Raw genomic sequence first — 23133 nt, forward strand, 5'->3', positions numbered from 1 at the left:
CCAGGCTGGCCGCTCGTGGCACGGTCGTTGACGCGGCGATGGAGAGCGCTGGTACGGCTGGGAACATGGTCCTTGGTGGAGGCCCTGCCCGCCACCCTGTCAGGCCTGCTCATCGCCCAGGCGATCGACGGAGGTTTCCTCGCCGGGAGTTTCCGTACAGGCCTGATGTGGTTGGGGCTGTTGTTCACCGTTCACGTCATCGGCGCTCTGGCCGCACGTTTCACCCTCTCCGCCACGGGAGCCGTGGTCGAACCCCTCCGTGACGACCTGCTCGGCGCGGTGGTGACTTCCGCTGTGCACGGCGAAGACCGCCTCCACGGAGTCCCTGACAGTGCGAAGGTGGCACGCATCACCGAACAGGTGGAGGAGGTCAGGCGTACGGCTGGAACCCTGCTCAGCGGCGCGCGCCGCTTCGTTTTCACCCTCGTCGCCACCACAGTGGGACTTTTGGCGTTGGCCCCGGCCGTACTGGCCCTGGCCCTGCCTCCGGTGCTGTTGGCCACCGTGCTCTTCGCGGTCCTACTGGGCACCCTGGTGCGTCGCCGGTACGCGGCGGTCGTGGCCAACGAGACCGTCGCGCGCTCGGTCGGGGAGACGCTGGCGGGAAGCCGCGACATCACCGCGGCCCGTTCCTGGGGCCCTGTCCATGCCGAGGTGCTCCACGACGTCCGCGCAGAGAGGGACGCCGATCTGGCGCTCGCCAGAGCGGTCGCGCTGCGCGGTGTTCTCACATCCTTCGGATCCTACGCCCCCGTCCTGTGCGTGCTGGTGGCGGCACCGCTGCTCATCGGTGGCTCGGACGGCCTGACGGTGGGAATGGTGGTGGGAGCGATCAGTTACCTGGCCGCCAACATCGAACCGGTGATGCGCCTCCTCACCGAGGTGCTCGGAGGAGCGGGACTGGCCCTGTTCGTCTCACTTCGCCGACTGCGTGACACCTCTCCCGCTGTTTCGGGACGTCTTGTCGAAGGCGCTCGGAGGATGACGCACACTGACGCCTCCGTGGCCGTCAAAGACGTCTCCTTCGCCTACGAGGGGGGCGCCCACCCCGTTCTCGACGGGGTGGACCTGGATCTGCCCCATGGCGGCCACCTCGCCGTGGTCGGTCCCAGCGGCATCGGCAAGTCGACCCTGTCCCTCCTGCTGGCGGGGCTGGTCCGACCGGGTGAGGGGACGGTCCGAGTGGGGGGTGTGGACCCCGCGGGACGAGGTGTCCGCCGTACGGATCTGGTGTGTCTCCTTCCCCAAGAGGCCTACGTGTTCACGGGAACCCTGCGTGACAACGTCGGGTACCTGTGCGAGAAGGCTCCGGACGAGCACCTGTGGAGAGCACTGGCGGCTGTGAGAGCCGAAGGACTAGCCGCACGGCTGGGAGGGTTGGACGCCGCGGTCGACCCGGAGGCGCTTTCCAACGGTGAAAAGCAACTCCTCGCGCTTGCCCGTGCCTACGCCTCGCCGGCCCCGCTGGTCATTCTGGACGAGGCGACCTGCCACCTCGCCCTCTCCGACGAAAGGCACGTGGAAGAGGCATTCCGTGCCCGGAGGGGGACCCTCGTCGTCATAGCCCACCGCATCGACTCGGCGCGTCGCGCGGACATCGTCCTTCTTCTGGACGGCTCACGGCCTCTGGTGGGTACCCACGAGGAGTTGCTGCTCGCCTCAGACCTGTACGCGGACCTGGTGGGTCATTGGAAGAGCGGAGTCAGGCGTCCCGTTCTCTGACCCACAGCGCGAGCTGGATACGGTCGCGCATGTTCAGCTTGCGCAGGATGTTCGTGACGTGGTTCCTGGCCGTACCCTCCGAGATGAACAGCTTGCGGGCGATCTCGCGGTTGCTCGCCCCGACACCCACCAGTCGGGCCACCTCCTCCTCCCTCTGGGACAGCACGCTTTCCCCCGAGGCGGCGGGGGCCGACGGGACTCCGTTCTCCGCTTGGGCCGGGTCTGTACCCGGGTGCTTCAACAGGACGTTGAGCAGGAGCTCCGTGGCCGAGCTCCCCAGTACGGTCTCTCCGCTCGCCGCCCTGTGCACCGCGTCCACGAGGCGTTCGGGCATGGTGTCCTTGAGCAGGTAGCCTTTCGCCCCCGCCCGCAGTGCGCTGAGGACCAACTCGTCCTCGTCGAAGGTGGTCAGGACCACCACCGGGATCTCCGGACGCGTCTGGCGTAGGCGTCTGATCAGCGTCACCCCGTCCATGACGGGCATCCGCGCGTCGGCCAGCACAAGGTCCACGGTCAAGGGCTCGGGGCCCGTGAGGAGTCCGAGCGCCTCCTCACCGTCGGCGGCGGTACCTGAGACCTTGATCCCCGGTTCGATCTCCAGCAGTTTGCGCAGGCCCTCCCTCATGAGGACCTGGTCGTCGACGATCAGAACCCTGGTCGGAGACGCTTCACCCACCAACACGGACCTCGTTCACGGTGAGTACGGACATTGCAGGACGAGGGAAAGACGCTCCGAAAGAAGGCATCCCTTTTTCGAGCATCCTATAGGCTCCCTCCCACCCCCGTCTCCCAGGTGTTCTCATGGGTATGAGTGCGTGCCTCCCCTCATGATTTCGGTTCCTCTGTGCTGAATGCACATGACATGAACGTGCCTGCCCGCAGATGGTGCGTGTTCATCTGTGGGGATAATCTGAAATCCAACTGGCTTGTTTCTGAATTATTTATGTGATCGGAGTTCTCTCCATGGAAAAGGAGAGTGGTCGATGACAAAGGCGGAAGAGGAGATGTCGGGCGCTGCCGTCGTCGCGAAGGGACTCACCCGTGACTATGGGAATGGCGCGGGGGTGTTCGATGTGGGGCTTCGTGTGGACGCGGGCACGGTGTTCGGTCTGGTCGGTCCCAACGGGGCCGGCAAGACCACACTCATCTCCCTGCTCTGTGGTCTGCGCAGAGCTGACAGGGGGAGCGTCTCCGTGCGTGCGGAGCGTCTCGCGCTGTGCCCGGACGTGCCCGACTTCGAGCCTTGGCTGACCGCCGCGGAGGTGGTCTCCTTCGGAGCGAGGCTGCGCGGTGAGGACGTCACGAGGGCGAAGGTGGAGCAGGCCTTGGCACGGGTGGGGCTCGCCGGTAGTGCCCACAGGCGTCATCGTTCCTTCTCACGAGGGATGCGTCAACGCCTTGGTCTGGCGGCCGCATTGGTGTGCGAACCGGACCTGATCGTCATGGACGAACCCGTATCCGGGCTGGATCCGCAGGGCAGGGCCGAACTGCTGGACCTGATCTCCGGCATGAGAGGTCGGCACACGGTCCTGTTCTCCAGCCACCTCCTCGACGACGTCCAACGTGTGTGCGACGACGTTGCGGTGCTCAAATCCGGAAATGTCGTGTACCAGGGATCGGTGGGAGAATTGATAAACCGGTATCTGCGTCCTGCCTGGCACCTGTGGATCCGTGGTCAGGTCGACCAGGTGGTCGCTGTTTTCGCACGACAGGAGTGGGCGACACGGGTCGAGCCCGTGGATCACCATTGCCTCTATGTGGAGGCCTCCTCGATCGAGGTGGGGGAGGCGGGCATCCCTCGGGTACTGGCCGAAGCCGGGATCGGCCTGGTCGGTATGTCCGCCCACGAGGCCGGACTCGAATCGGCCTTCGTCTCACTGACGAGGGAGGGGAGGTGAACTCCGCACTGTGGCACCTGGAGCTTCTGCGCACGCTCAGGACTCCCGGTCTGCTGATCGCGACGGCACTCATGGTCCTTTTCGGCGTGACCTCTCCGATCATGGCCCTGTACGCGAACGAGATCATCGCAGCGCTCGACCCCACCGGGACGGCTCCGGCCATGCCCGCCCCGACACCTCAGAGCAGTATCGCCACGTTTCTGAGCAACGCCTCGGGTCCGTTGCTGCTGGCGAACGTGCTCATCGCGGCCATGGCGCTGGCTTTTGACAGTCGTTCGTCGAGGGCCTTGTTCTACCGCACCCGGGTGCATCGCACGGCGGCTCTCATCCTGCCCCGCTGGGCGGTCGCCTCATCAGTCGTCGTCCTTGCCCACATCCTCGGGTCCCTGTGCGCATGGGCGAGTACGAGCCTGCTCTTGGGGGCGGTGCCTTTCTGGCGCTACCTCCTGGGAACGCTGCTGAGCTGCGTCTACTTCACATTCGTGACGGCGGTGGTCGCACTCGCGGCCGGACTGGTGCGCAACGTTCTCGCCGTTCTGGGTGTCACGGCCGGCATCCTGGCCGCGATGGCCATCCTCGCTCAGGTGCCCGTGATCTCCGAATGGACCCCGTCCGCGCTCACGGGTGCACAGGCTGTCCTGGTGGACTCGGGAGGGGCCGCTTTCTTCGTTCGGGCCCTCGTGGTCACCGCAGCGCTCAACACGACATGTCTCTCCCTGAGCGTGTGGCTGTGCTCTCGAAGGGAGTTCTAGCGATGTCCTCGAACCGGTGAGGTCCGGGGCCGGATTCCACCAACACGGTTCCGACCGAGGTTCCGGGCCGCGGGTCGTCCGTGAACCGCGACACCTCTCCGACGGGCTCCGGGGCCTCAGTGCGGGGAAGGGACGAGGGGCCCGTCGCGTGTGTGCGAGGGCCCCTCGTGACCGGCGGAGGATCGGGGATTTGAACCCCGGATGGGTTTGCACCCAAACCGCATTAGCAGTGCGGCGCCATAGACCAGACTAGGCGAATCCTCCTCGGTGAGGACAGCCTACAGACACTCAGGACGGTTGTGCAAAACGAAGTCCCGTTACCGGATGTGACTCCGGAGACCGCGCCTGCGGGCGGCCTCGCGGCCGGGGCCGGAAACGGTGTCATCGCTGGTACGGGGCCCGCCGCCACCCCAGGTGCGCGCCCTGACGCTCCCCCGCCTCCTGCTCCTCGGGGGTGAGCGGCGGGTCCGTTTCTCCGGCCTCGTCCGGCTCGGGGCGGAGGCGGGGGGAGCGACGCCACCACGGGACCGGCCCGCGCCTCAGCCCAGGGTGCGCTCGATGATCAGGTCCGCGTCCAGCCTCAGCTTGTCCACGGCCCGGGACAGCGTGCTCTTGACGGTGCCGATCGTGACCCCCATGCGCTTGGCGATCTGGGCCTCGGTGAGGTCCTCGTAGTAGCGCAGCACCACCGTGGCCCTCTGGCGTTCGGGCAGCCGCGAGACGGCCCGTTCCACCACGTCGGCGAGGTCGGTGCGCCAGGTGGGGTCCTCCACGCGTTGTTCGGGGATCTCGTCGGTGGGGAAGACCTCCAACCGCCTGCGCCGCCACTCGGAGATCTGGGTGTTCACCATGGCCCGGCGTACGTATCCGTCACGTGTCTTGGGGTTGGCGATCCGGTCCCAGGCCAGGAACGTCTTCACCAGCGCCGCCTGCAACAGGTCCTCGGCGTCGGCGTGGCTGTTGGTCAGGGAGCGGGCCATCCGCATCAGGGCGGGCCCGCGCTCGGCCACGTAGCTGCTGAACTCGTCGTACCTGGGGGTCTGGGCAGTTCCCGTCACGCCGACCACCGACCTTCACGGGCGCTACGTTGGCTTTCGTCTCGCTTCCTCCCTCTCAACTCTCACACAGGGGAAGCAAATATCCAGGCATCCATGCGTCATGTGCTGATAAACGGCACAACCTTCTGCTTTGGCGTCTCGTCTCGGGCGGGAGGTGGTGGAGGCGGCGGAAGGAGGGATATCAGGCGTTTTCCATGTGTCCTTGTGTGGATTTATGAATCTTTCGCGCTTTCTGGGTTCTATGCGTAGCTTTGTGACGACAGGCTGTGGTGGGGCGACTCCGAGCGCCCCAAGCCGTGTGAGCAGTGAGCAGGATGCTTCCCTGATGGCATGAGGTCTCCCCAGGAGACGGGTGACGCGGGGAAGAGCACGGAAGAGGGTCGTGTGGCAGGGGGTCCGTTCGACATGTCGGAGACAGCCGAAAGACGGGACCGCAGAAGGCTCACCTCTGTGGTGCTCGGTCCCGGAAGCGTCCCGGATCCCACGCCTCTGGGAGCCCGGGTCACACGCGGTGTGGTCGTCAGCGCGAACACCCGCATGCTCTGCATGGCCGTCCCCGAGGGGGAGGAGCGCTTCCTGTACGACCACGACACCACGTTCTGGCGCGGCGGCGAGGTCGGGCCGGGCGACCTTCGCCCGGGGGACGACGCCGTGGTGCTGCGCATGGCCGGCGGCCATCCCGTGGCCGAACGCGTGTGGGCACAGGCGGCCCGAGCCACCGGCGTCATCGTCGCCCGTGACGGTGACACCTTGGAGGTCGACCCCGGTCACGGGCGTCCCCGTCTGACCGTCGTCATCCCCTACCGCAACTCGGGCCGGATCACCGTCCGCCACCCGCGACTGGAACCGGGCTACGTCTTCGACGCGGTCGGCGTCTGGCGGGAGGGCGCCGTGTGGGCGACGCGTCCCGCCACCACCCAGCCGCCCTATCCCCTCCGAGCCACACCGCACAGACCTCCCACGCACCGGTACGGCGGCACGCTGAACGGCATCGCCACCTGGTACGACCCCGCCTGGGGCCGCTCCACCCACCTGGACCCCCGCGCCCACCTCGACGCCGTCGCCTACCCCGCGCTCGACATCGTCGGCCACGACCCCGCGTGCGACCGGCGCACTCCCTGCGCCCCCCTGCCCCTGCTGTCCGTCGGAGCCACGCTGAGCCTGCGCAACGACTGTACGAAGGACAGCGCCGTGTTCCCCGTCGTCGCCTGCGCGGCCGCCGACAGTTGGCTGTGCGATCTGTGCCCCGCCTGCGGTGGCCAGGGCGCGGGGAGGATCGCCTCACTCACCATGACCGGGTTCGTCGCCCTTGGAGGGCGTCTGGAGGACGGTTGCTTCAACGCGACGGTGACCGTCCACGACGGGGAGGGATGAGAACATGTCGTCGGAGATCTTCGCAGTGGTCCGTGAGGTGCAACTACCGCTCCTGGCGGTGCTGCTCCTGCTCGGTGCCGTGACCAAGATGAGCGGGAGGGCGGCCGACACGGGCGGTCTCGCCGTCCTGGTGTCCGAACGCCTGCGCCGCCCGTCCGCGGTCGCCACAGGCCTGCTGGAGGCCGCACTGGGGGTCGGCCTCCTGGTGTCGAACGGCCTTCCGGGCGAGGCGGCGCGGGCACTGACGGCGATCGTGTTCGCCGTCTCCGTGGTGGTCCTGTTCCTGGTCCGCAGACGAGACCCCGAGGCGGGCTGCGGATGCTTCGGTGGGTTGAGCCGCGCCCCGGTCGGCCGGCGCACGCTGACCCGGGCCGGTCTGTTGTCGGCCGCGGCCCTGACCACGCTCGGACTGGAACCCGCCGGGTGGCAGGTGCTCGCCTCGCCCACACCGTCGCATGCCTGGGTGCTGGGCGCCGAACTGCTGATCCTGGCGCTGCTCAGTCCCGAACTCCGGGACATGGTGACGCGCTCCACGCACAAGGAGCCGTGCGAGCTGCGGGAGGTTCCGCTGAACCACACCATGCGGGTGCTTCAGCGCAGTGAGGTGTGGCGTACCAACGAACCGGTCATGATCAAGCCCGAGCCCACGGACGTGTGGCGCAAGGGCTGCTGGCGACTCCTGCGCTACGACGGGATCCGGCACGGGCGCCGCGTGGACGTGGTGTACGCGGTCAGGATCGGGGGCAGGCGCGACACGGCCGTGCGTGCGGTCGTGGTCGACCGCGCCAGTGGGGCGGTGCTCGCCTCCTACGGGGCCGTCTCCCAGGCCGAGCTGATCGGCCCTCCGCGCAAACTGCCCCGTCCGAGCGTCGCGGCCAGGCTGCACGAGCGGCGTCAGGACCCCGACAGGGCGGCACAGAGCCTGCGGGCCGCCAGAGGACTCTCCATCCTGGGCGAGCCCGCGGAGCGGGCGCCGCGGGGACACGACCACGGCGACCCGGACGAGCGCAGACCGGCGCCGACCGGTTAGGGCACCCACGTCCTTGCGGAACGGTCCTGTTCCCGTGGTCGGCGCTCAGCGACTCCGGGCCCGGGAACAGGACCGGCGGCCGGTGAGGGTAGGTCCGTCCCGGCACGCGGCGCACACTCAACCCAGCATCTGTCGCTGCCTTTCGACGGCGGCCTCGCTGAACTCCACGAGCATCTCCTCGTAGTCCGCCGGTTCGCCGGTGCCGAGGATGGACGTGGTGCCGACGAGGTCGCCGTTGCGGTACATGAGGCTGACCATGCGGCTCCGCTCTCCCGCGGACTCCACCTCGATGGCGAGGGCACGGGACCGGTCTCCGATCTGTGGCACGCCGTCCAGGGTGCTCACCCCATAGGCGGAGGAGGAACCGTCCTCATGGATGGCGGTGTACTCGGTGCAGTTCTCCGGCGGCTCGGTGGACAGCACCTCCTCCGCCGTCGCCTCGTCCACCCGCACCAGCATGTGCGTCACCGCACCCTGACTCCATTCGTAGGCGGCCACGGACGCGGGGGCCTCCCGCACCCCCTCCAGGTCGCCCCACTGGTTCGCCGCGTCCAGGCACTCGGGTTTGTCGAGTTCGGTGGAGGCCCGCACCTCGTCGCTGTACCGCACCGTGACAAGCTCGGAGTAGGTGCCGCTCTCGCTTCCATCGGAGATGAGCGTGACGTCGCGCACGTGCAGGGGTTGTGCCTCGTGCAGTGCGGTGGCCGCCTCGGCGGTGGACAGGACGGGTCGTTCGTCGGTCTGCCCGGCCTCGTCGCCACCGCACGCGCCCAGCAGTACCGTCAAAGGCAGGGTCATCGGTAGGGCCAATGATCGGACGAAGTTCCGACCTGTCCTCCGTTGTGGGCCCTGGCCTGCGGAGTTTCGTGTGGAAGTGGTGGAGCGGAGGCGCAAGCGCATGGTGGTATCTCCTCTTTTGTGCGATATTTCCGCTGGGAGCGGTGGCCGACCCGGACGCGATATCGCTGAGCGTGTCGCGGGGTTAGCACAAAGTATTGAGGAAGGACAATGGTGTCGGAGTCGAAATCGTCATATCTGAGGTCGGTACTGGAAAGTATTCCGGCCTACAAGCCCGGCCAGAAGGTCGTGGGGCCCCACGGGCGCTCGATCAAGCTGTCCTCCAACGAGAGTCCTCTGGGACCGCTCCCCTCGGTGCGTGAGGCCATCACCCGGGCCGCGGCCGACCTGAACCGCTATCCGGACCCGGGGGCCTCCGAACTCACCTCCGCGCTCGCCCGACGCCTGGACGTCCCCGAGGAGCACATCGGTCTGGGCGCCGGTTCGGTGGGGCTGCTACAGCAGTTGCTCGAAGCGGTCGGCGAACCCGGAGCCGAGATCGTCTACGCGTGGCGTTCCTTCGAGGCCTATCCCCTGCTCGTGGGACTGTCGGGGGCCACCTCCGTCCAGGTGCCCCTCAAGGACGAGACGCACGACCTCGACGCGATCGCGGAGGCGATCACCGAAAGCACCCGCATGGTGCTCGTGTGCAACCCCAACAACCCGACCGGCACCTCGCTGCGCGAGGAGGAACTGGTCGCGTTCCTGGACCGCGTGCCGGAGGACGTCCTGGTGATCCTGGACGAGGCCTACCGCGAGTACGTGCGCGACCCCGAGGTGCCCGACGGGATCTCCCTGTACAGGGACCGGCCCAACGTCGCGGTGCTGCGCACCTTCTCCAAGGCCTACGGGCTCGCCGCCGTACGCCTGGGCTTCCTCGTGGGGCATCCGCACGTGACCGGGGCCGTGCGCAAGACCCTCGTGCCGTTCGCGGTGAACCACCTCGCCCAGGCGGCGGGGATCGCCTCCCTCCAGGCGGAGGAGGAGCTCCTGGAGCGTGTGGAGGACACCGTCAAGGAGCGCGGGCGCGTCCGCGAGGCGCTCATCGCCTCGGGTTGGACGGTGCCGCCGACCGAGGCCAACTTCGTGTGGCTGCGTGCGGGCGAGGACACTCTCGACTTCGCCGACGCGTGCGCCAAGGAGGGGGTCTCGGTGCGTCCGTTCCCCGGTGAGGGCGCCCGGGTGAGCCTGGGCACCCCGGAGGAGAACGACGTCTTCCTCTCCGTCGCCACCTCCTACGACAAGCGACGCTGACGGCGACGCCGGGCCCCGGTCCTTCGTCCACAGCCTGTGGGAGAAGGACCGGGGCTCACCATCCGGTCGCGGCCACGACCCTCGTGGCGACCTCCTCGACGGTGGTCTCGTGATCAATGGCCCAGCCGGCGGAGTCCGTTCTCCACGTCGTGGACGAACGCCTGCCAGGACGGAAGCTTCGCGACCGGCCCGCCGGCGTCCAGGCGTTGCAGAAGTTGTCGTCGGTTCTCTGAGAACCGACGGTTGAACCTTTCGAGTCTTCTCCCCGAGAGTTCCGAGGCCGTGGCCAGGAGCCGCTTCAGTTCGCTTTTGGGGTCGGCGACCGACTCCACCCGCTTCAGCGGTGGGAGGGTGAGCCTGCACCGGCCATTGGGGTTGCCCGCCACTCTTCGGATCGCTTCCTCGTCCACCAGAAGCCATGCTTCGGTCATCCGTACGGGGATCACCGGTACATGAACGACCTGGGGCATGTGTTCGCGGATGGCCGCCTCGATCTCCTTTAGACGTAGGTCACGGCCCACCGCGTCGGCGTCCCGGTGGACGGCGACCAGTTCGTACTGTCCGCCCAGCTCCCTGATCTTGGCGAGCTTGTCCGAGAGCGCGTGGCCGACGTCTTTGATCCGGTCCAGCTCAGGGCTGGTGACGGCGGCTTCCACACCCCGGTCAGCGGCGATGGCGGAGATGTGATCGGCTATGCCACTGTCACTGGTGCCCTCTCCGAGGAAGAGGACGCGCACCGTCACATTCCCTCCAGCGAGAGTTGGGCACCCGAAGGGGCGGTGAGGTAGGGAAGGATGTCCGGAAGCGTCACGGAGACGCTCCCGGGGATCTCCGCTCTCCACGTTCCCTGGATGGGACGTAGTCTGAGGGCGTTGGTGAGTTCTCCGTCCGCGCTTTTGCGCTGCACGGTGTCGGCGAACAGCAGGTCGGCGGGTGCCACGGTCTGGACCACCCCTGGCGAATGGGTGTTCACGAGCACCTGTCTGAAAGGGTTGTCCTCACCAGGGGTTCGTCCGGGGTCCACAGCGAGGTCGCGGACGAGGTCCACCATCGCCGGCAGGTTTCCCGGATGGATACCGTTCTCGGGTTCCTCCATGCAGAGCACGCCCTGAACAGACGCGTCCTCCAGGAGGACGCACAGAGCCAGGAACCTCAAGGTCCCCTCCGAGAGACTGCGAGCCGGGAGTCGCAGACCGCTCGCCTCCTTCAGTTGGACGGTGAGCAGTTCCCGCACCTCGTCCTCGACGACGTATAGTTCGTCGACCGAAACTCCGGCCAGGTCTGTGAGCCTGCCCGCCACGCGTGCGTACACCCGGTCGGGATCACCGTGGGGCTCCTGCTGCGCGATACGGAAGAGCGTGCCGGGCAGATGGGTTCCGTTGGCGCCCATGGTCTGCGGGTCGGTGTAACGGTCCGCTGTGCGGAGCGCGGTCGGTTCCAGCGCCAAACGCTGCCAGGACTGCATCTCCCTGCGTGCGGCGAGGATCGTGGGGTCGTCGCTGCTCGTCACGGTGCCCACCACGGTCGCCGGAGCACGCGAGGCCGCGGCGGGTTTGGGCTGACCGCGGCTTCCACCGTCCTGGTGGATGCTGACGATGGGTTGTCCGTCTTGGGTGGTGGTGGAGATGAAGGCCTGACCGCTACGCCTGTTCTTCAGAACGGTGTCCCGGAACTCCTTCTTACTGTGGGGGAAGCGCAACCGTCGCGGTGCCTCGCTGAGGTTGATATGGCGCAGGTTCTCCTCAAGGAGGACCACACGGCCGACCTTGTCCGAGCCTCGGGGAGGCTGGAAGCCCAGAGCGAGCTCGTAACGCAGATAGGTGCTGGTCGCCTCGGCTTCGCGCCCGAAATCGTCCTCCACTCTCCGGGGGACGATCATCTCCGCGGCGAAGCGCATACGCCGGGTCTGCGAACCATAGCCGTTCCAGAACAGTTCACGGGGATCCCCCGACCGCTCGCCGCCCGATCCCCGTACCTCGTGCGCGGCTTCGATGAGCGAGTGACTGGACAACAGGCTCAGGAACTGGATCGCGTCGAACACGTTCGACTTGCCCGCGCCGTTCTCTCCGGCGATACAGGTGAAGGGGCCGAAGTCCACCGCGAGGCCCAACAGGTTCTTGAACCCATCGACCTCCAGTCGAGTGAGCACTCCATCCCCCATCCAACGGTTGTGAAGCCGACCTTCCGGTAAAAGGAAACACCTCCGACCGGGAACGAGGCAAGCTCTGTCGAGTCCGCGAAGCAACGGCGCACCGGCGGCTCACCATCCGGTCGCGGCCACGACCCTCGTGGCGACCTCCTCGACCGTGAGACCGTCCGTGGCCACGCGCACGGTCCCCGCCGGGGCCTCGGCCTCCAGCAGTGCGGCCGCGCGCAGACTGCGTTCGATGTGGGAGAACAGCTGTGAGCCGGTCTCCCGTACGGCCAGGCGCTCGCGCACGGTGGGCTCGTTCGCGGTGAGCAGTACCCGGGTGACCGCGATGTCCCCGCCTCCCATGGCTCGGCGGAGCATGTGCTCCTCCAGGACACCGACGGTGTTGGTGTGGACGAGACGACGATGGCCGAGCGCCGCATAGTTGCTCCAGACCGCCGCGACGTTGCGCTCGGTGATCCCGGACCGGTCGGGATCACCGGGCGGGGCGGGATGGACCTGGTCCATGAAGTCGCCTTCCAGCACGCAGTGCGCGAGCGTACGCCGCTTGAGGACCTCGGAGACCTCCCAACCGACCGTGGTCTTCCCCGTCCCCGAACCTCCTCCGATGAGGAGCAACTTGAGCCGTGGGCCGGAGGCTTCGCCGTCGTTGGTGTCCCCACCGTCGTCGTGCATGAGCGCGAGTCCGGCAGGGCAGGGGTGTGGGCGGCCACCGCATTGTCCACAGGCTGTGGACGGTGATCGTTCCCTCCCCCTCCCGTCCGCCGCCCTTCCGGCCCGCCGCCTTGCGGCGCAACGGTCCCGCACGGCGCCCCAGCGCCCGCACGCGAGAGGGGGCGCTCCCGCACGGGAGCACCCCCTCTCGCGACGTCCGCGTGGTCCTGGCGGCCGTTCAGGCGCGCTCGGGGACCACGGTGGTCACTTGCCCGCGGAGTCCTTGTCCAACTTCTCCACGATCAGTCGGTACAGCTGGCGGGGACGGCCCGGCTGAAGGGTGCGGTTGGGCGGCAACGGCCACGCCAACCCCTCCTCCACCAAGGTGCGCAGCAGCCGGCGGGCGGTCCGGGAGGTGACACCGAGCATCCGTCCGGCGTTCTCCGCGTCCACCACCAGCGGCCCGTCCTCCTCGGCGATCTTCTCCGAGAGCCGGACCAGCGTCTCGCGACCCTTGGTCCGCAGCGGCTCCGAGGCCTGGCGGGCCGGCGCGCGCTGCGCGGGCACCAGGGAACGCCCCTCACGGTCCACCGCGAAACTCTGGCGCGAGGCCTGGGCACGGTTCAGCGCGGCCCGAGCGTGCGCCTCGGCGTCCTGGGTGGTCCGCCCCATGCCGATCCCGACCTCGATCGCGATCCCGAGCTCGGCCTTGATCCGCTCCACGAACGGTGGCTGACGGAAACCCTCGGTCGCGGTCACGAGCGACCCGCGGGTCGCCGTCACCATGAAGGAGTGGTCGTCCAGTCGGTGGGCCGTGGCGTTGATCCGGTGCGCCTCCTGGAGCAGCAACCTGTGCAGCGACAACCGCAGCTCCTCCCGCCAATAGCGGGGGGTGGACCGCCGGGTGGAGTCGCGCAGGGTGGGGACGTCCACCACCACCACGCCCAGTTGCGCCTCCTCCAGTCGGTGGTGCGCACCCAGCAGGACCGCGGTCTGCAAGGAGCTGCGCACGCCCGCGTTGGTGGGCCGTAGCCGCACCACCGGTACACCGATGGCCTCCAGGCGTTCGGCGACCCCGCGCACGCACGTGATCGCCATCTTGGTGGCCTTGCGGCGCCACAGTCCTTCGTGGAACGACGTCAGCTGTGCGGTGTTGGTGAGCTCTTCGTGCACGTGGATACCGTCCACGGGCAGGTCGACCTCGGAGTAGGCCTCCACAACGTCGGAGCGGCTGAGCACGTCCAGACTGGCTCTGGTCGGGTCATAGCGCTCGTCCAGGGTCGCTCGGAGAAGGGCCTCGTGCAGGCTCGCCCCGCCCAGAGGCACGAAGGTGGCGGGCATGGTGAGTACCCCCGCCTTGCGTGCGAACTCGTAGGGGACAGGGCTGGCGAACAGGTAGGCATCGATCGCCGAACCCAGCCTGACGACCTTGTCCGTCGCCTCTTGCTCATCTCGGTACGCGGCGGCGATGAGTCTGGCGTTGAGGGGTCCGGTGGACCCAGGGCCCATGAGCATGACACGTTCGACCACCTCATGCGGCCCTATGACGCCGATCGTCAAATCGCCAGTACGCTGGGCACTCACCTCGGGCTGCTCCCCGCTACCATTCCACGCTCTTCACTATGTGCGCCCACTGGTTCCCCGACCCGATCTCTGTCACGGCATTGCCGAGATCGTACCCATTGTGCGGGGCCAAGAAGATCGTTTTCCATATCAACGCCGAAAGCCCGGGTGGGAGAGGTAGCCCCCACCCCGGCTTGACCTGTGTATTCGGCTCCCTACGAGGAGATGACGCGTTCCACGTCACCACCGAGCGCGGCGAGCCGAGTCGCGAACTGAGAGTGACCACGGTCCACCAGATAGCCAGGCGCCACGATTGTCTCACCTTCGGCGACCAGTCCGGCGAGGACCAGGGCGGCGCCGGTGCGCAGGTCGTGGGCGATGACCTCGGCGCCGCGCAGGTCGGCGGGTCCGTGCACGATGGCGCGGGTGCCCTCCACCTCGATCTTGGCGCCCATCTTGGTGAGCTCGTCGGCCAGGGCGAACCGGCCGTCGTAGATGGCCTCGTGGATGTAGCTCTCACCCTCGGCGAGGGTGGACAGGGCCATCAACGGGGATTGCAGGTCGGTGGCGAAGCCCGGGAAGGGCGAGGTCACGGCGTTGATGGGCCGCAGGGGCACCGAGGGGTCGCGGTGCACGTGCAGGACCGCTCCCTCCTGGGAGAAGCCCACGCCCATCTGCTCCAGTTTCCAGCGGGCCACGCCCAGGTGGTCCAGCTGGGCGCCCACGAGGCTCACCTCGCCGCCGGTGGCGGCGACGGTCATGGCGAACACACCGGCGTCGATGCGGTCGGTCATGATGGTGTGCTCGACGGCCGTGAGCTCCTCGACACCCTCCACGGTGATGAGGCCGGTGCCGCCGCCGCTGATCTTGGCGCCCATGGCGGACAGGAACGCGATGACGTCGAGGACCTCCGGCTCCAGGGCCGCGTGCTCGATCACGGTGGTGCCGGGAGCCAGCACGGCGGCCATGATGAGGTTCTCGGTTCCCGTGTGGGAGGGCGTGTCCAGGTAGAGGCGGCCACCGCGCAGGTTGCTGGCCTCGACGTTGATGTGGTTGCGCTCGGGGTCCTCGGTGACCTCGGCCCCCAGACGCGCGAAACCGCGGTAGTGGAAGTCCAGGTTGCGACTGCCCAGGTTGCATCCGCCGACGCCCTCGATGCGGGCACGGCCGGTGCGGTGCATCAGCGCGGGAACGAAGAGCACGGAACCGCGGAAGCGGGACGCGATCTCAGCGGGTAGGACGGCGCGTTCGGGGTCGTTGAGGCAGGAGGCGTCGATGACGACGGTCCGCTCGGCCTCGTGGAACTCGACCTTGGCACCTACGTGTTCGGCGAGCTCAAGAGCTCGGTACACGTCCTCGATGACCGGAACGTTTCGCAGCACAGTACGGCCCCTGGCTGCGAGAAGGGCGGCGCCGATCATCGGCAGGACGGCGTTCTTCGCGCCTTGGATGAACGCCGTTCCACTGAGGGGGCGTCCGCCGCGGACGCGGTAACGAACCTCCTGGCCCATGCTCATGTGCTCCTTTGTGAGGCAGATGTGAAAAAAGGTCACCCTCGTCAGGGTTCGCCGGTACGGTGTTGGACGCGGGTTTCCCCTGGAACGTTGCGACCATCGTGCGCGTGACCTGCGCGGCCAGTGAACCGGTGTTCGCGAAGACTCTATAGCACCTGCTCACGTATACCGGTCCGAAACGTGGTATACCCGCGGATCGCGGATGGAGTCCCGTCCAACGGCCAAAGAGGTGTTCGCCTGACGGGAAAGGACGGGGAGGCCGTACACGTGGCCGCCCGCCTGTGCCGATGCCGCGCACAACGTCACCACCATACGCGCTTTTCGACGCCCCTCGGGGCTCACGTGCGTCGGATCACCCTTGCGTGGCGCCTCATGGAACGGTCCTGTCCCCGGTCAAGCGCTCGTAGATCTCGGCGTGGCGGGCGCGAGTGCGTTGCGCCACGTGCCCGGCCGGACCCGGCGGAGGGGCCGGCGAGCGCCGACCCCGACCCGACTCCGGTGAGTACGGCGGGTCACGCGGCCCCGCTCGTCGAAGGAGGGCCGAGGACGTCCCGGAGGCCCCTCCGCCGGGTCCGGGGTCGACGACGAAGCCGCTCGTGTCCTGGCTTCTTCCTAGGCGAGCTCGGCCACGGCCCGCTCGGCGATGTCGGTGCGGTGGAACGAGCCGCGCAACTCGATCAGGGAGGCCGCCTGGTAGGCCCGCTCCCGGGCCTGGCGCAGGTCGGCACCGGTGCCCACCACGTTGAGCACCCGACCGCCGTTGGACCTGACGGCGGACGTGCCCTCCCAGGCGGTGCCGGCGTGCAGCACGTACGCGCCCTCCATCGCGTTGGCCGCGTCCAGTCCCCCGATGAGGTCGCCCTTGACCGGGTCGCCGGGGTAGTTCTCGGCGGCGACCACCACGGTGACCGCGGCGCCCTTCTTCCACTGGAGGGAACCGATGCCCTTCAGGCCGCTGGTGTCGGTGGCCTGGAGGACCGCGCCGATCGGAGTCGCCAGTCGGTCCAGGATCACCTGGGTCTCGGGGTCGCCGAAGCGGGCGTTGAACTCCACCACACGCGGTCCTTGGGAGGTGAGCGCCAGCCCCACGTAGAGCAGCCCCTGGTAGCGCTTGCCGCGCCGGTTCATCTCCCTCAGGGTCGGTCGCACGACCGTCTCCATGACCTCGTCCACCATGCCGGTCGGAGCCCATGGAAGCGGCGCGTAGGCGCCCATACCGCCGGTGTTGGGGCCCTGGTCGCCGTCATAGGCGCGCTTGAAGTCCTGCGCGGGGATCAGCGGAAGCGCGTGCACGCCGTCGCTGAGGACGAACAGGGACACCTCGGGACCGTCGAGGAACTCCTCGATGACCACGCGGCCGCACTCGCGCGCGTGCCGTTCGGCGAGCGCGCGATCGTCGCACACCACCACTCCCTTGCCCGATGCCAGGCCGTCGTTCTTGACGACGTAGGGGGAGCCGAACTCCTTCAGGGCGTCGGACACCTGACCGGCGGTCCTGCACACCCGCGCCCGGGCGGTGGGCACCCCGGCGGCCTCCATGACCTCCTTGGCGAAGGCCTTGGAACCCTCCAGATGGGCGGCCGCCTTGTCCGGACCGAACACCGGGATGCCGCGCTCGCGCAGCGCGTCCGCGACACCGGCGACCAGGGGCGCCTCCGGGCCGATCACGACCAGCTCGGCGCGGATGCGCGCGGCCAGTTCGGTCACCGCCAGACCGTCGGTCACGTTGATGACGTGGTTCTCGGCCAGCTCCGAGATGCCGGGATTGCCGGGTGCGCAGTGGATGCTGGTGACACCCGGGTCCAGGGACAGCGCGCGGACGAGGGCGTGCTCGCGGCCTCCGCCGCCGAGAACGAGGGCTTTCACTACTGGGGGCCTCTTCGTGTGGAAGACGGAACAGAAAGACGGGGGTCAGACCAGGGAACGCAGTTCGAGTGTCTCCTCGCGGCCGGGTCCGACGCCGATGGCGGAGATCGGAGCTCCCGCCATCTCCTCCAGGGTACGCACGTAGGCCTGCGCGTTCTTGGGGAGTTCGTCGAAATCGCGGACGCCGGTGATGTCCTCGGACCAGCCGTCGAGGTACTCGTAGACGGGCTTGGCGTGGTGGAACTCGGTCTGGGTCAGCGGGATCTCGTCGTGGCGGGCCCCGTCGATCTCGTAGGCCACGCACACGGGGATGCGCTCCAGACCGGTGAGCACGTCCAGCTTGGTCAGGAAGAAGTCGGTGATGCCGTTGATCCGGGTGGCGTAGCGCGCGATGGGCGCGTCGAACCAGCCGCAGCGGCGGTTGCGCCCGGTGGTGACGCCGAACTCGCCGCCCTGGGTGCGCAGCCACTCGCCCTGCTCGTCGAGCAGTTCGGTGGGGAAGGGGCCCGAGCCCACGCGGGTGGTGTAGGCCTTGAGGATGCCCACGACCTTGGTGATGCGGGTGGGGCCGATGCCGGACCCGGCCGCCGCGCCGCCCGCGGTGGGGGAGGAGGAGGTCACGAAGGGGTAGGTGCCGTGGTCGATGTCCAGCAGGGTGCCCTGGGAGCCTTCCAGGTACACGGTCTTGCCCTCGTCGAGGGCCTTGTTGAGGATCAGCGAGGTGTCGGCGACGAAGGGGCGCAGCTGTTCTGCGTAGCCCAGGTACTCCTCGATGATCGGGTCGGCGTCCAGGCCCCGTCGGTTGTAGACCTTGGTGAGCAGCTGGTTCTTGTCGTTCAGGGCCAGCTCGATCTTCTTGCGCAGGATCTTGGGGTCGAACATGTCCTGTACGCGCACGCCCTGACGGGAGACCTTGTCCGCGTAGGTCGGTCCGATGCCGCGTCCGGTCGTGCCGATCCTGCCCTTGCCGAGGAAGCGTTCGCTGACCTTGTCCAGGGCCCGGTGGTAGGGCATGATCAGGTGCGCGTTGGCCGAGATGAGAAGGCGCGAGGTGTCCACGCCTCGTTCCTGGAGGCCGCTCAGCTCCTCCAGCAGCACACCGGGGTCGATGACGACGCCGTTGGCGATGACCGGTACCACGTTCGGGGACAGGATGCCCGAGGGGAGCAGGTGGAGGGCGTACTTCTGGTCGCCGATGACCACCGTGTGCCCGGCGTTGTTGCCGCCCTGGTAGCGCACCACGTAGTCCACGCGGTCGCCGACAAGGTCCGTCGCCTTGCCCTTGCCCTCGTCGCCCCATTGGGCACCCACGAGCGTGATCGCCGGCATTGGTCTCTACCTCTTCGCTCGACACCTGACCGGGGCCTTGGCCGCCCCGAACACGGAAAACCCCTGACGCAAGGCTGCGACAGGGGCCGTTGCGTGTAGAGCGTACACGACCTGCGCATCCGGTTTAAGTGGGGCGTTGGGGCATGTGCGCCCCACTGTTCACGCGCCGATGCCCGGGCGCACACCGTCTTCGCCGCGTCTCGCCAGAGCACGGTCCGCCCGTACGGGCGAGGGGCCGTCCCGGACATCGGACGGCCCCTCTGACACCGGAGGGGATCAGCCGTTGAGGGCCTTGTCCGCCTCGGCGCTGGAGTCGCGCAGGAAGGTCGCGCAACGCTCGGCCTCCTCGGTGTCGCCGATCGCGGCGGAGGCCTTGCCCAGCAGGTGCAGCGACCGCAGGAAACCCCGGTTGGGCTCGTGCTCCCAGGGGATGGGGCCGTGGCCCTTCCACCCCGAACGGCGCAGCTGGTCCAGGCCGCGGTGGTAACCGGTGCGGGCATAGGCGTAGGCGGTGACCGGCCGGTCCTCGGCCAGGGCCAGTTCGGCCAGGCGCGCCCAGGCGGCCGAGTACTCGGGGAAACGCCCCGCGACCGGGGTGGGGTCGTCGGCCGCTGCGAGCGCCTCGCGTGCCTCGGGATGGTCGGCCAGGCGCGTCTCGGGCGGCTCGTTCAGCAGGTTCTGGTGCAGGTTCATGCCTCCATCCTGCCACCGGGCCCCGGCTCAACCCGTCTCCTCCCCGCTCAGCCGGGTCCATGGCGTGGCACCGTGCGTCAGCGCGTGCGCTCCCAGCGCCGCCGCCGCCACGATCGCGGCCAGGGCGGTCACCACGCCGGGTCCCAGCAGGTCCGGGGCGATCCACCCGTCGGTTCCGGCGTAGGAGTAGGGCACCACGCGGTTCAGGCCGGTGGCCATGTTGCAGACGGCCGCCCCCAGGAAGATCCCCGCCAGGACGGCGATCCCGCCCGGGATCGCGCCCATGAAGGGCGCCAACAGGTACACGGCCGAGCACGCCAGCACGAGGTTGGTCACCAGCAGCCAGGTGTTCTCCGCCGGCGGTGAGGCGGCCAGCACGACACCTCCCCCCGCCACCGGCAGGGCCACGCCGATCGCGGCGGTCACCGCGGCCCGTATCCGGGTGCGGGTGCCGCCCAAGCGCTCCCACACCCATAGCCGAGGTCGGGTGGACCACGCTCCGACCATGGCCGCGCACACGCACACCAACTCCACGACGGGTACGCGCTGCTCCTCGTGGGGCCAGTCGAACACCGCCACCGGGACCACGGCCCCCCGTGCGGCCAGGCCGAAGGCCGTCGCGGCGACGGCGGCGGCGCAGGCCCCCGCCGTCGGCAGCAGCCAGGGCCGACAGATCACGTTCGCCACGGCAGCTCCTCGGGCTCCACCGCGCAGGCGGCGAGGCGTTCGTGGTCCTCGCGGATCCACGCGCGGACCTCGTCCGGCTCGGCTCCGGAGAACAGGCCGTCACCGTGCTCCTCGCCCCCGTACGCCTGGGAGACCAGCCACGACTCCAGCCCGAGTACGACGGCGGCCCGCCGTTCCCGGGGGTCGGCGTCCCGGCCCAGCCGGGCCGCGCCCTCGGAGCCGCACCGGTGGAAGTCGGGCGCCAACCATGCCGCGGCGGCGGTGGGAACCTCCTGGTGCGGGTCCCAACCGGGATAGACCGAGAACCAGAGCACACCGCGTTCGGGGCCGTCGAGCACCTCCTCGTCGTCGCGGGCCAGGCTCTGGTCCCGAACCTCGACGGGCGCGGCCTCCGCCAGACCGTAGGCGGCGAACACCGGTGCGGACAGACCGGTGATCGTGTCGAGGTCCCGGGCGTGCCCCTCGTGCACGCAGTAGCGCACACCCCCGTGCTCCTCGCAGACCTCGGCCCCGTCCGGGGCGCGGACGACCAGGGGGAACGGGTGCAGGTGGGGCAGGAGCACGGTCACGGCCACGGCGGCGACGGCCGACCCGTGCACGGCCGAGAACCTTCGGGGGGCGCGCAACGACCGGACGGCCGTCAGCCAGAGCGCGACCACCAGTAGGAGGAAGAAGCCCAGGCGGTACGCGCCCAGGGCGGCGGACTCGCGCACGCCCAGGGAGGGGGAGAAGGGCAGCTGGAGGGACAGGGCGGCCCAGGCGTCCATGACCAGGGGCAGGCTGGTGAGAAGGAAGACCGTGCCCACGGCGACGGGAACACCGAGCAGGCCGCGCGTCAGGACACCGCACAGGTAACCCCACAGGGTCAGGGCGACGAATCCGGCCAGGGCGCCCGTCACCGCCACGGGGTCGGGGGAGCCCGCGCCCGCCGCGGCCACGGCGAAGGTCAGGGGCAGCATGCCCGCCAGATAGGCGCCAAGGCACCAGGCCACGACCACCGTGATGTGGCGCAGTGGGAGGTCGCGCTCCACACGGGGTTGCCAGGGCTGGGCGAACACCAGACCGGCACGGGCGAACCGGGCCGCCACCAGGGCGGCCGCCCCCGCCGACACCACGACCGGCATCCGGGCCTGCGCGCCCACCTGCGAGGACAGGTACACCCAGTCCAGGGCGTGCCAGCCGAGCCGGTCCCACGTGGCCGCGAGGGTCGTCACGAGGATGAGCGCGGCCGGGACCAGCACGAGGGTCGGCGGTACCGGCCAGAAGAGGGCCGAGGACCGCGCCCGGGAGGCCAGGGTGTTCACGTGCGATCCCCGATCCGTGCGATCAGTCGGTCATAGGCCCGTTCGAACCCGGAGCCGTGGACGCTCCCGCCGGTGTCGTCCTCGATCAGCGTCTCCAGCTCGGGGAAGGTGCCGTCGAACTCGATCCGCCCGCCGGCGAGGACGCCGATCCTGGAGCACAGGTGCGCCACGTCCTCGATCAGGTGGGTGGAGACGAGGACGGTCCGGTCCCGCCCCAGCCTGGCGATGACCTCCCGCACACGTAGCCGCTGTCCGGGGTCCAGGCCCGCGGTGGGCTCGTCCAGGACCAGCACCCGCGGGCCGTGCGCGAGCGCGGCGGCGATGCCCACCCGCTGGCGTTGGCCTCCCGACAGGGTGCGTGTGCGCCGGTCGGCCAGGTCCTGAAGGTCGACCAGTTCCAGCGCGCGTCGGGCGGCGCCTCCGCATGCGCGGCGGTCCTCGCCGTGTACCCACGCGGCGTAGGCCACCGTGTCCGCGACGGTCAGCTCACCGGCCAGGGTGAAGCGCTGGGGGACGAACCCCAGCGCCCGTCGTGCTCCGGCACGGCCTGCCGTGGTGGACAGGTCGTGGTCCCCCAGGAGCAGGCGCCCCCTCCGGACGGCGAGCAGCGTCACGACCAGTGACAGGAACGTCGTCTTCCCCGCGCCGTTGGGGCCGAGGAGCCCGGTGACCCCGGGCTCCACCGTCCAGGACAACCCGTGCAGCACCTTCCGGCGCCCTCGGTAGGCGAATTCCAGGTGCTCAGCGGTGATGTGCATGCGTCCGTCCGTTTCCACTCTCCGTACGAGGGTGGCCGCCGTCGGGGCGTGCGCGCGTGCGCACACCCCGATAGCGCCTGGTCAGCATCGGTCGACGCGGCCGGAGGAGATCTTGTTACCGCTGGAACTACGCGTCTCGGTGAAATACGTGCCGTTGCCGTCGCACTTTCCCGTGGCTCGGAGGACGCCGTTGGCGAAGTGGGTGCGACCTGCCTCCGCCACGACCTTGTCGGGCCAGGCCACGCGGTGTTTGCGCACCTGGACGGTGAGGGTCACGGTGCCGCCGCAACCGGTGCGCGATCCGGTTCCGGAGATGGAGTTTCCCGATGTGGTGGGGGTGCCGGCGCCCAGACCGCACGCGGCGACCCGGGGGGTCGTGGTCTCGCCCTGGGCCCAGGCCGTGCCGGCGGCCGAGGCCCCGACGAGCACGACGCCTGCGGCGAGCGTCCCGGCCGTGAGAAGGCGGGCGAGACGATTCCTGTCCTTCAATTCTCCTCATTCCACTTCGAGGGAGTGGGGCTTCAGGATAATTCCCGGGGCCCCTTTCATGAAACGGGGCTGTGGAAGAACGAAGGGATATTGATTTGGGGTATTTCGAGATATTTTATTAGAGAAAGTGCATGGGCGGCGCCCGGAGCGGGTCCGTGAAAGAGCGCGGTGCCCGACGGCCGAAGCCGCCGGGCACCGC

General features: G+C 68.9%; 21 protein-coding genes and 1 tRNA gene. 6 read left to right on the forward strand and 16 right to left on the reverse strand.

All coding sequences use genetic code 11. The annotated features are described in order from the left end of the window. Positions 1-75 precede the first annotated feature (75 nt). Positions 76-1722 (forward strand): ATP-binding cassette domain-containing protein, encoded by a 1647-nt coding sequence (locus PFX91_RS02600; RefSeq protein WP_285729534.1) that lies wholly within the window; start codon positions 76-78, stop codon positions 1720-1722. On the opposite strand, the gene PFX91_RS02605 is transcribed toward PFX91_RS02600, so the two are convergent. Next, positions 1703-2347: a response regulator gene (locus tag PFX91_RS02605; protein WP_502888246.1), complete on the reverse strand. Its 645-nt coding sequence runs from the start codon at positions 2345-2347 to the stop codon at positions 1703-1705. The genes PFX91_RS02600 and PFX91_RS02605 overlap by 20 nt on opposite strands. A 358-nt stretch (positions 2348-2705) precedes the next feature. Between PFX91_RS02605 and PFX91_RS02610 the strand changes: the two genes are divergently transcribed. Then, positions 2706-3620, forward strand: coding sequence for an ABC transporter ATP-binding protein (locus PFX91_RS02610; protein WP_285729124.1), 915 nt, complete (start codon positions 2706-2708; stop codon positions 3618-3620). Then, entirely contained in the window at positions 3617-4372 is a 756-nt protein-coding gene (locus PFX91_RS02615; RefSeq protein WP_285729126.1) for a hypothetical protein, read from the forward strand. Before PFX91_RS02610 ends, PFX91_RS02615 begins: the two co-directional genes overlap by 4 nt. Positions 4373-4547: 175 nt before the next feature. On the opposite strand, the gene PFX91_RS02620 is transcribed toward PFX91_RS02615, so the two are convergent. Both PFX91_RS02620 and PFX91_RS02625 read right to left on the reverse strand, forming a co-directional pair. Then, positions 4548-4636, reverse strand: a tRNA-Ser gene (locus PFX91_RS02620). Positions 4637-4911: 275 nt separating this feature from the next. Further along, complete coding sequence (locus PFX91_RS02625) at positions 4912-5439, reverse strand: SigE family RNA polymerase sigma factor (RefSeq protein ID WP_285729127.1); 528 nt, start codon at positions 5437-5439, stop codon at positions 4912-4914. A gap of 396 nt (positions 5440-5835) precedes the next feature. Here PFX91_RS02625 and PFX91_RS02630 point away from each other — a divergent pair, with 396 nt between their 5' ends. Together PFX91_RS02630 and PFX91_RS02635 are read left to right on the forward strand one after the other, a co-directional pair. After that, positions 5836-6804 carry a hypothetical protein gene (locus tag PFX91_RS02630; RefSeq protein ID WP_285729128.1) on the forward strand — a complete coding sequence of 323 codons (969 nt, stop codon included), beginning with the start codon at positions 5836-5838 and terminating at the stop codon, positions 6802-6804. 4 nt (positions 6805-6808) lie between these two features. After that, entirely contained in the window at positions 6809-7834 is a 1026-nt protein-coding gene (locus PFX91_RS02635; protein WP_285729130.1) for a MauE/DoxX family redox-associated membrane protein, read from the forward strand. Between the two features lie 117 nt (positions 7835-7951). Here the strand turns inward: PFX91_RS02635 and PFX91_RS02640 are convergent, their stop codons facing one another. Beyond that, a complete protein-coding gene (locus PFX91_RS02640; protein ID WP_285729132.1) occupies positions 7952-8632 on the reverse strand; it encodes a hypothetical protein in 681 nt (226 codons plus the stop codon). Positions 8633-8842: 210 nt separating this feature from the next. Here PFX91_RS02640 and hisC point away from each other — a divergent pair, with 210 nt between their 5' ends. Further along, complete coding sequence (gene hisC, locus PFX91_RS02645) at positions 8843-9925, forward strand: histidinol-phosphate transaminase (RefSeq protein ID WP_285729133.1); 1083 nt, start codon at positions 8843-8845, stop codon at positions 9923-9925. A 113-nt stretch (positions 9926-10038) separates the two neighbouring features. Here hisC and PFX91_RS02650 read toward each other — a convergent pair whose 3' ends face one another. From PFX91_RS02650 to PFX91_RS02705, 12 genes are all read right to left on the reverse strand, one after another. Beyond that, positions 10039-10668 carry a hypothetical protein gene (locus PFX91_RS02650; RefSeq protein ID WP_285729134.1) on the reverse strand — a complete coding sequence of 210 codons (630 nt, stop codon included), beginning with the start codon at positions 10666-10668 and terminating at the stop codon, positions 10039-10041. Continuing rightward, on the reverse strand, positions 10665-12074 hold the full coding sequence (locus PFX91_RS02655; protein WP_285729135.1) for an AAA family ATPase: 1410 nt from the start codon (positions 12072-12074) through the stop codon (positions 10665-10667). The genes PFX91_RS02650 and PFX91_RS02655 overlap by 4 nt, the downstream gene beginning before the upstream one ends. A 111-nt stretch (positions 12075-12185) precedes the next feature. Beyond that, the gene (locus PFX91_RS02660; RefSeq protein WP_285729136.1) at positions 12186-12752 is read right to left on the reverse strand and encodes a hypothetical protein; all 567 of its coding nucleotides are present in this window, start codon (positions 12750-12752) and stop codon (positions 12186-12188) included. Between the two features lie 243 nt (positions 12753-12995). Then, positions 12996-14261: a transcriptional regulator gene (locus PFX91_RS02665; protein ID WP_285729137.1), complete on the reverse strand. Its 1266-nt coding sequence runs from the start codon at positions 14259-14261 to the stop codon at positions 12996-12998. A gap of 248 nt (positions 14262-14509) precedes the next feature. After that, positions 14510-15805 (reverse strand): UDP-N-acetylglucosamine 1-carboxyvinyltransferase, encoded by a 1296-nt coding sequence (murA, locus tag PFX91_RS02670; RefSeq protein WP_285729535.1) that lies wholly within the window; start codon positions 15803-15805, stop codon positions 14510-14512. A gap of 615 nt (positions 15806-16420) precedes the next feature. Continuing rightward, complete coding sequence (gene purD, locus PFX91_RS02675) at positions 16421-17674, reverse strand: phosphoribosylamine--glycine ligase (protein ID WP_285729138.1); 1254 nt, start codon at positions 17672-17674, stop codon at positions 16421-16423. Positions 17675-17719: 45 nt separating this feature from the next. Continuing rightward, a complete protein-coding gene (locus PFX91_RS02680; protein WP_285729139.1) occupies positions 17720-19003 on the reverse strand; it encodes an adenylosuccinate synthase in 1284 nt (427 codons plus the stop codon). Positions 19004-19279: 276 nt separating this feature from the next. After that, positions 19280-19696 (reverse strand): DUF3151 domain-containing protein, encoded by a 417-nt coding sequence (locus PFX91_RS02685; RefSeq protein ID WP_285729140.1) that lies wholly within the window; start codon positions 19694-19696, stop codon positions 19280-19282. Between the two features lie 27 nt (positions 19697-19723). After that, on the reverse strand, positions 19724-20383 hold the full coding sequence (locus PFX91_RS02690) for a hypothetical protein (protein ID WP_285729141.1): 660 nt from the start codon (positions 20381-20383) through the stop codon (positions 19724-19726). Continuing rightward, entirely contained in the window at positions 20371-21687 is a 1317-nt protein-coding gene (locus tag PFX91_RS02695) for an ABC transporter permease (protein WP_285729142.1), read from the reverse strand. The genes PFX91_RS02690 and PFX91_RS02695 overlap by 13 nt, the downstream gene beginning before the upstream one ends. Then, the gene (locus tag PFX91_RS02700) at positions 21684-22445 is read right to left on the reverse strand and encodes an ABC transporter ATP-binding protein (protein WP_285729143.1); all 762 of its coding nucleotides are present in this window, start codon (positions 22443-22445) and stop codon (positions 21684-21686) included. The genes PFX91_RS02695 and PFX91_RS02700 overlap by 4 nt, the downstream gene beginning before the upstream one ends. An 81-nt stretch (positions 22446-22526) precedes the next feature. Then, complete coding sequence (locus tag PFX91_RS02705; protein ID WP_285729144.1) at positions 22527-22934, reverse strand: hypothetical protein; 408 nt, start codon at positions 22932-22934, stop codon at positions 22527-22529. Positions 22935-23133: the final 199 nt, after the last annotated feature.

The sequence above is a fragment of the Nocardiopsis sp. ATB16-24 genome (assembly GCF_030271535.1).
GTDB lineage: Bacteria > Actinomycetota > Actinomycetes > Streptosporangiales > Streptosporangiaceae > Nocardiopsis.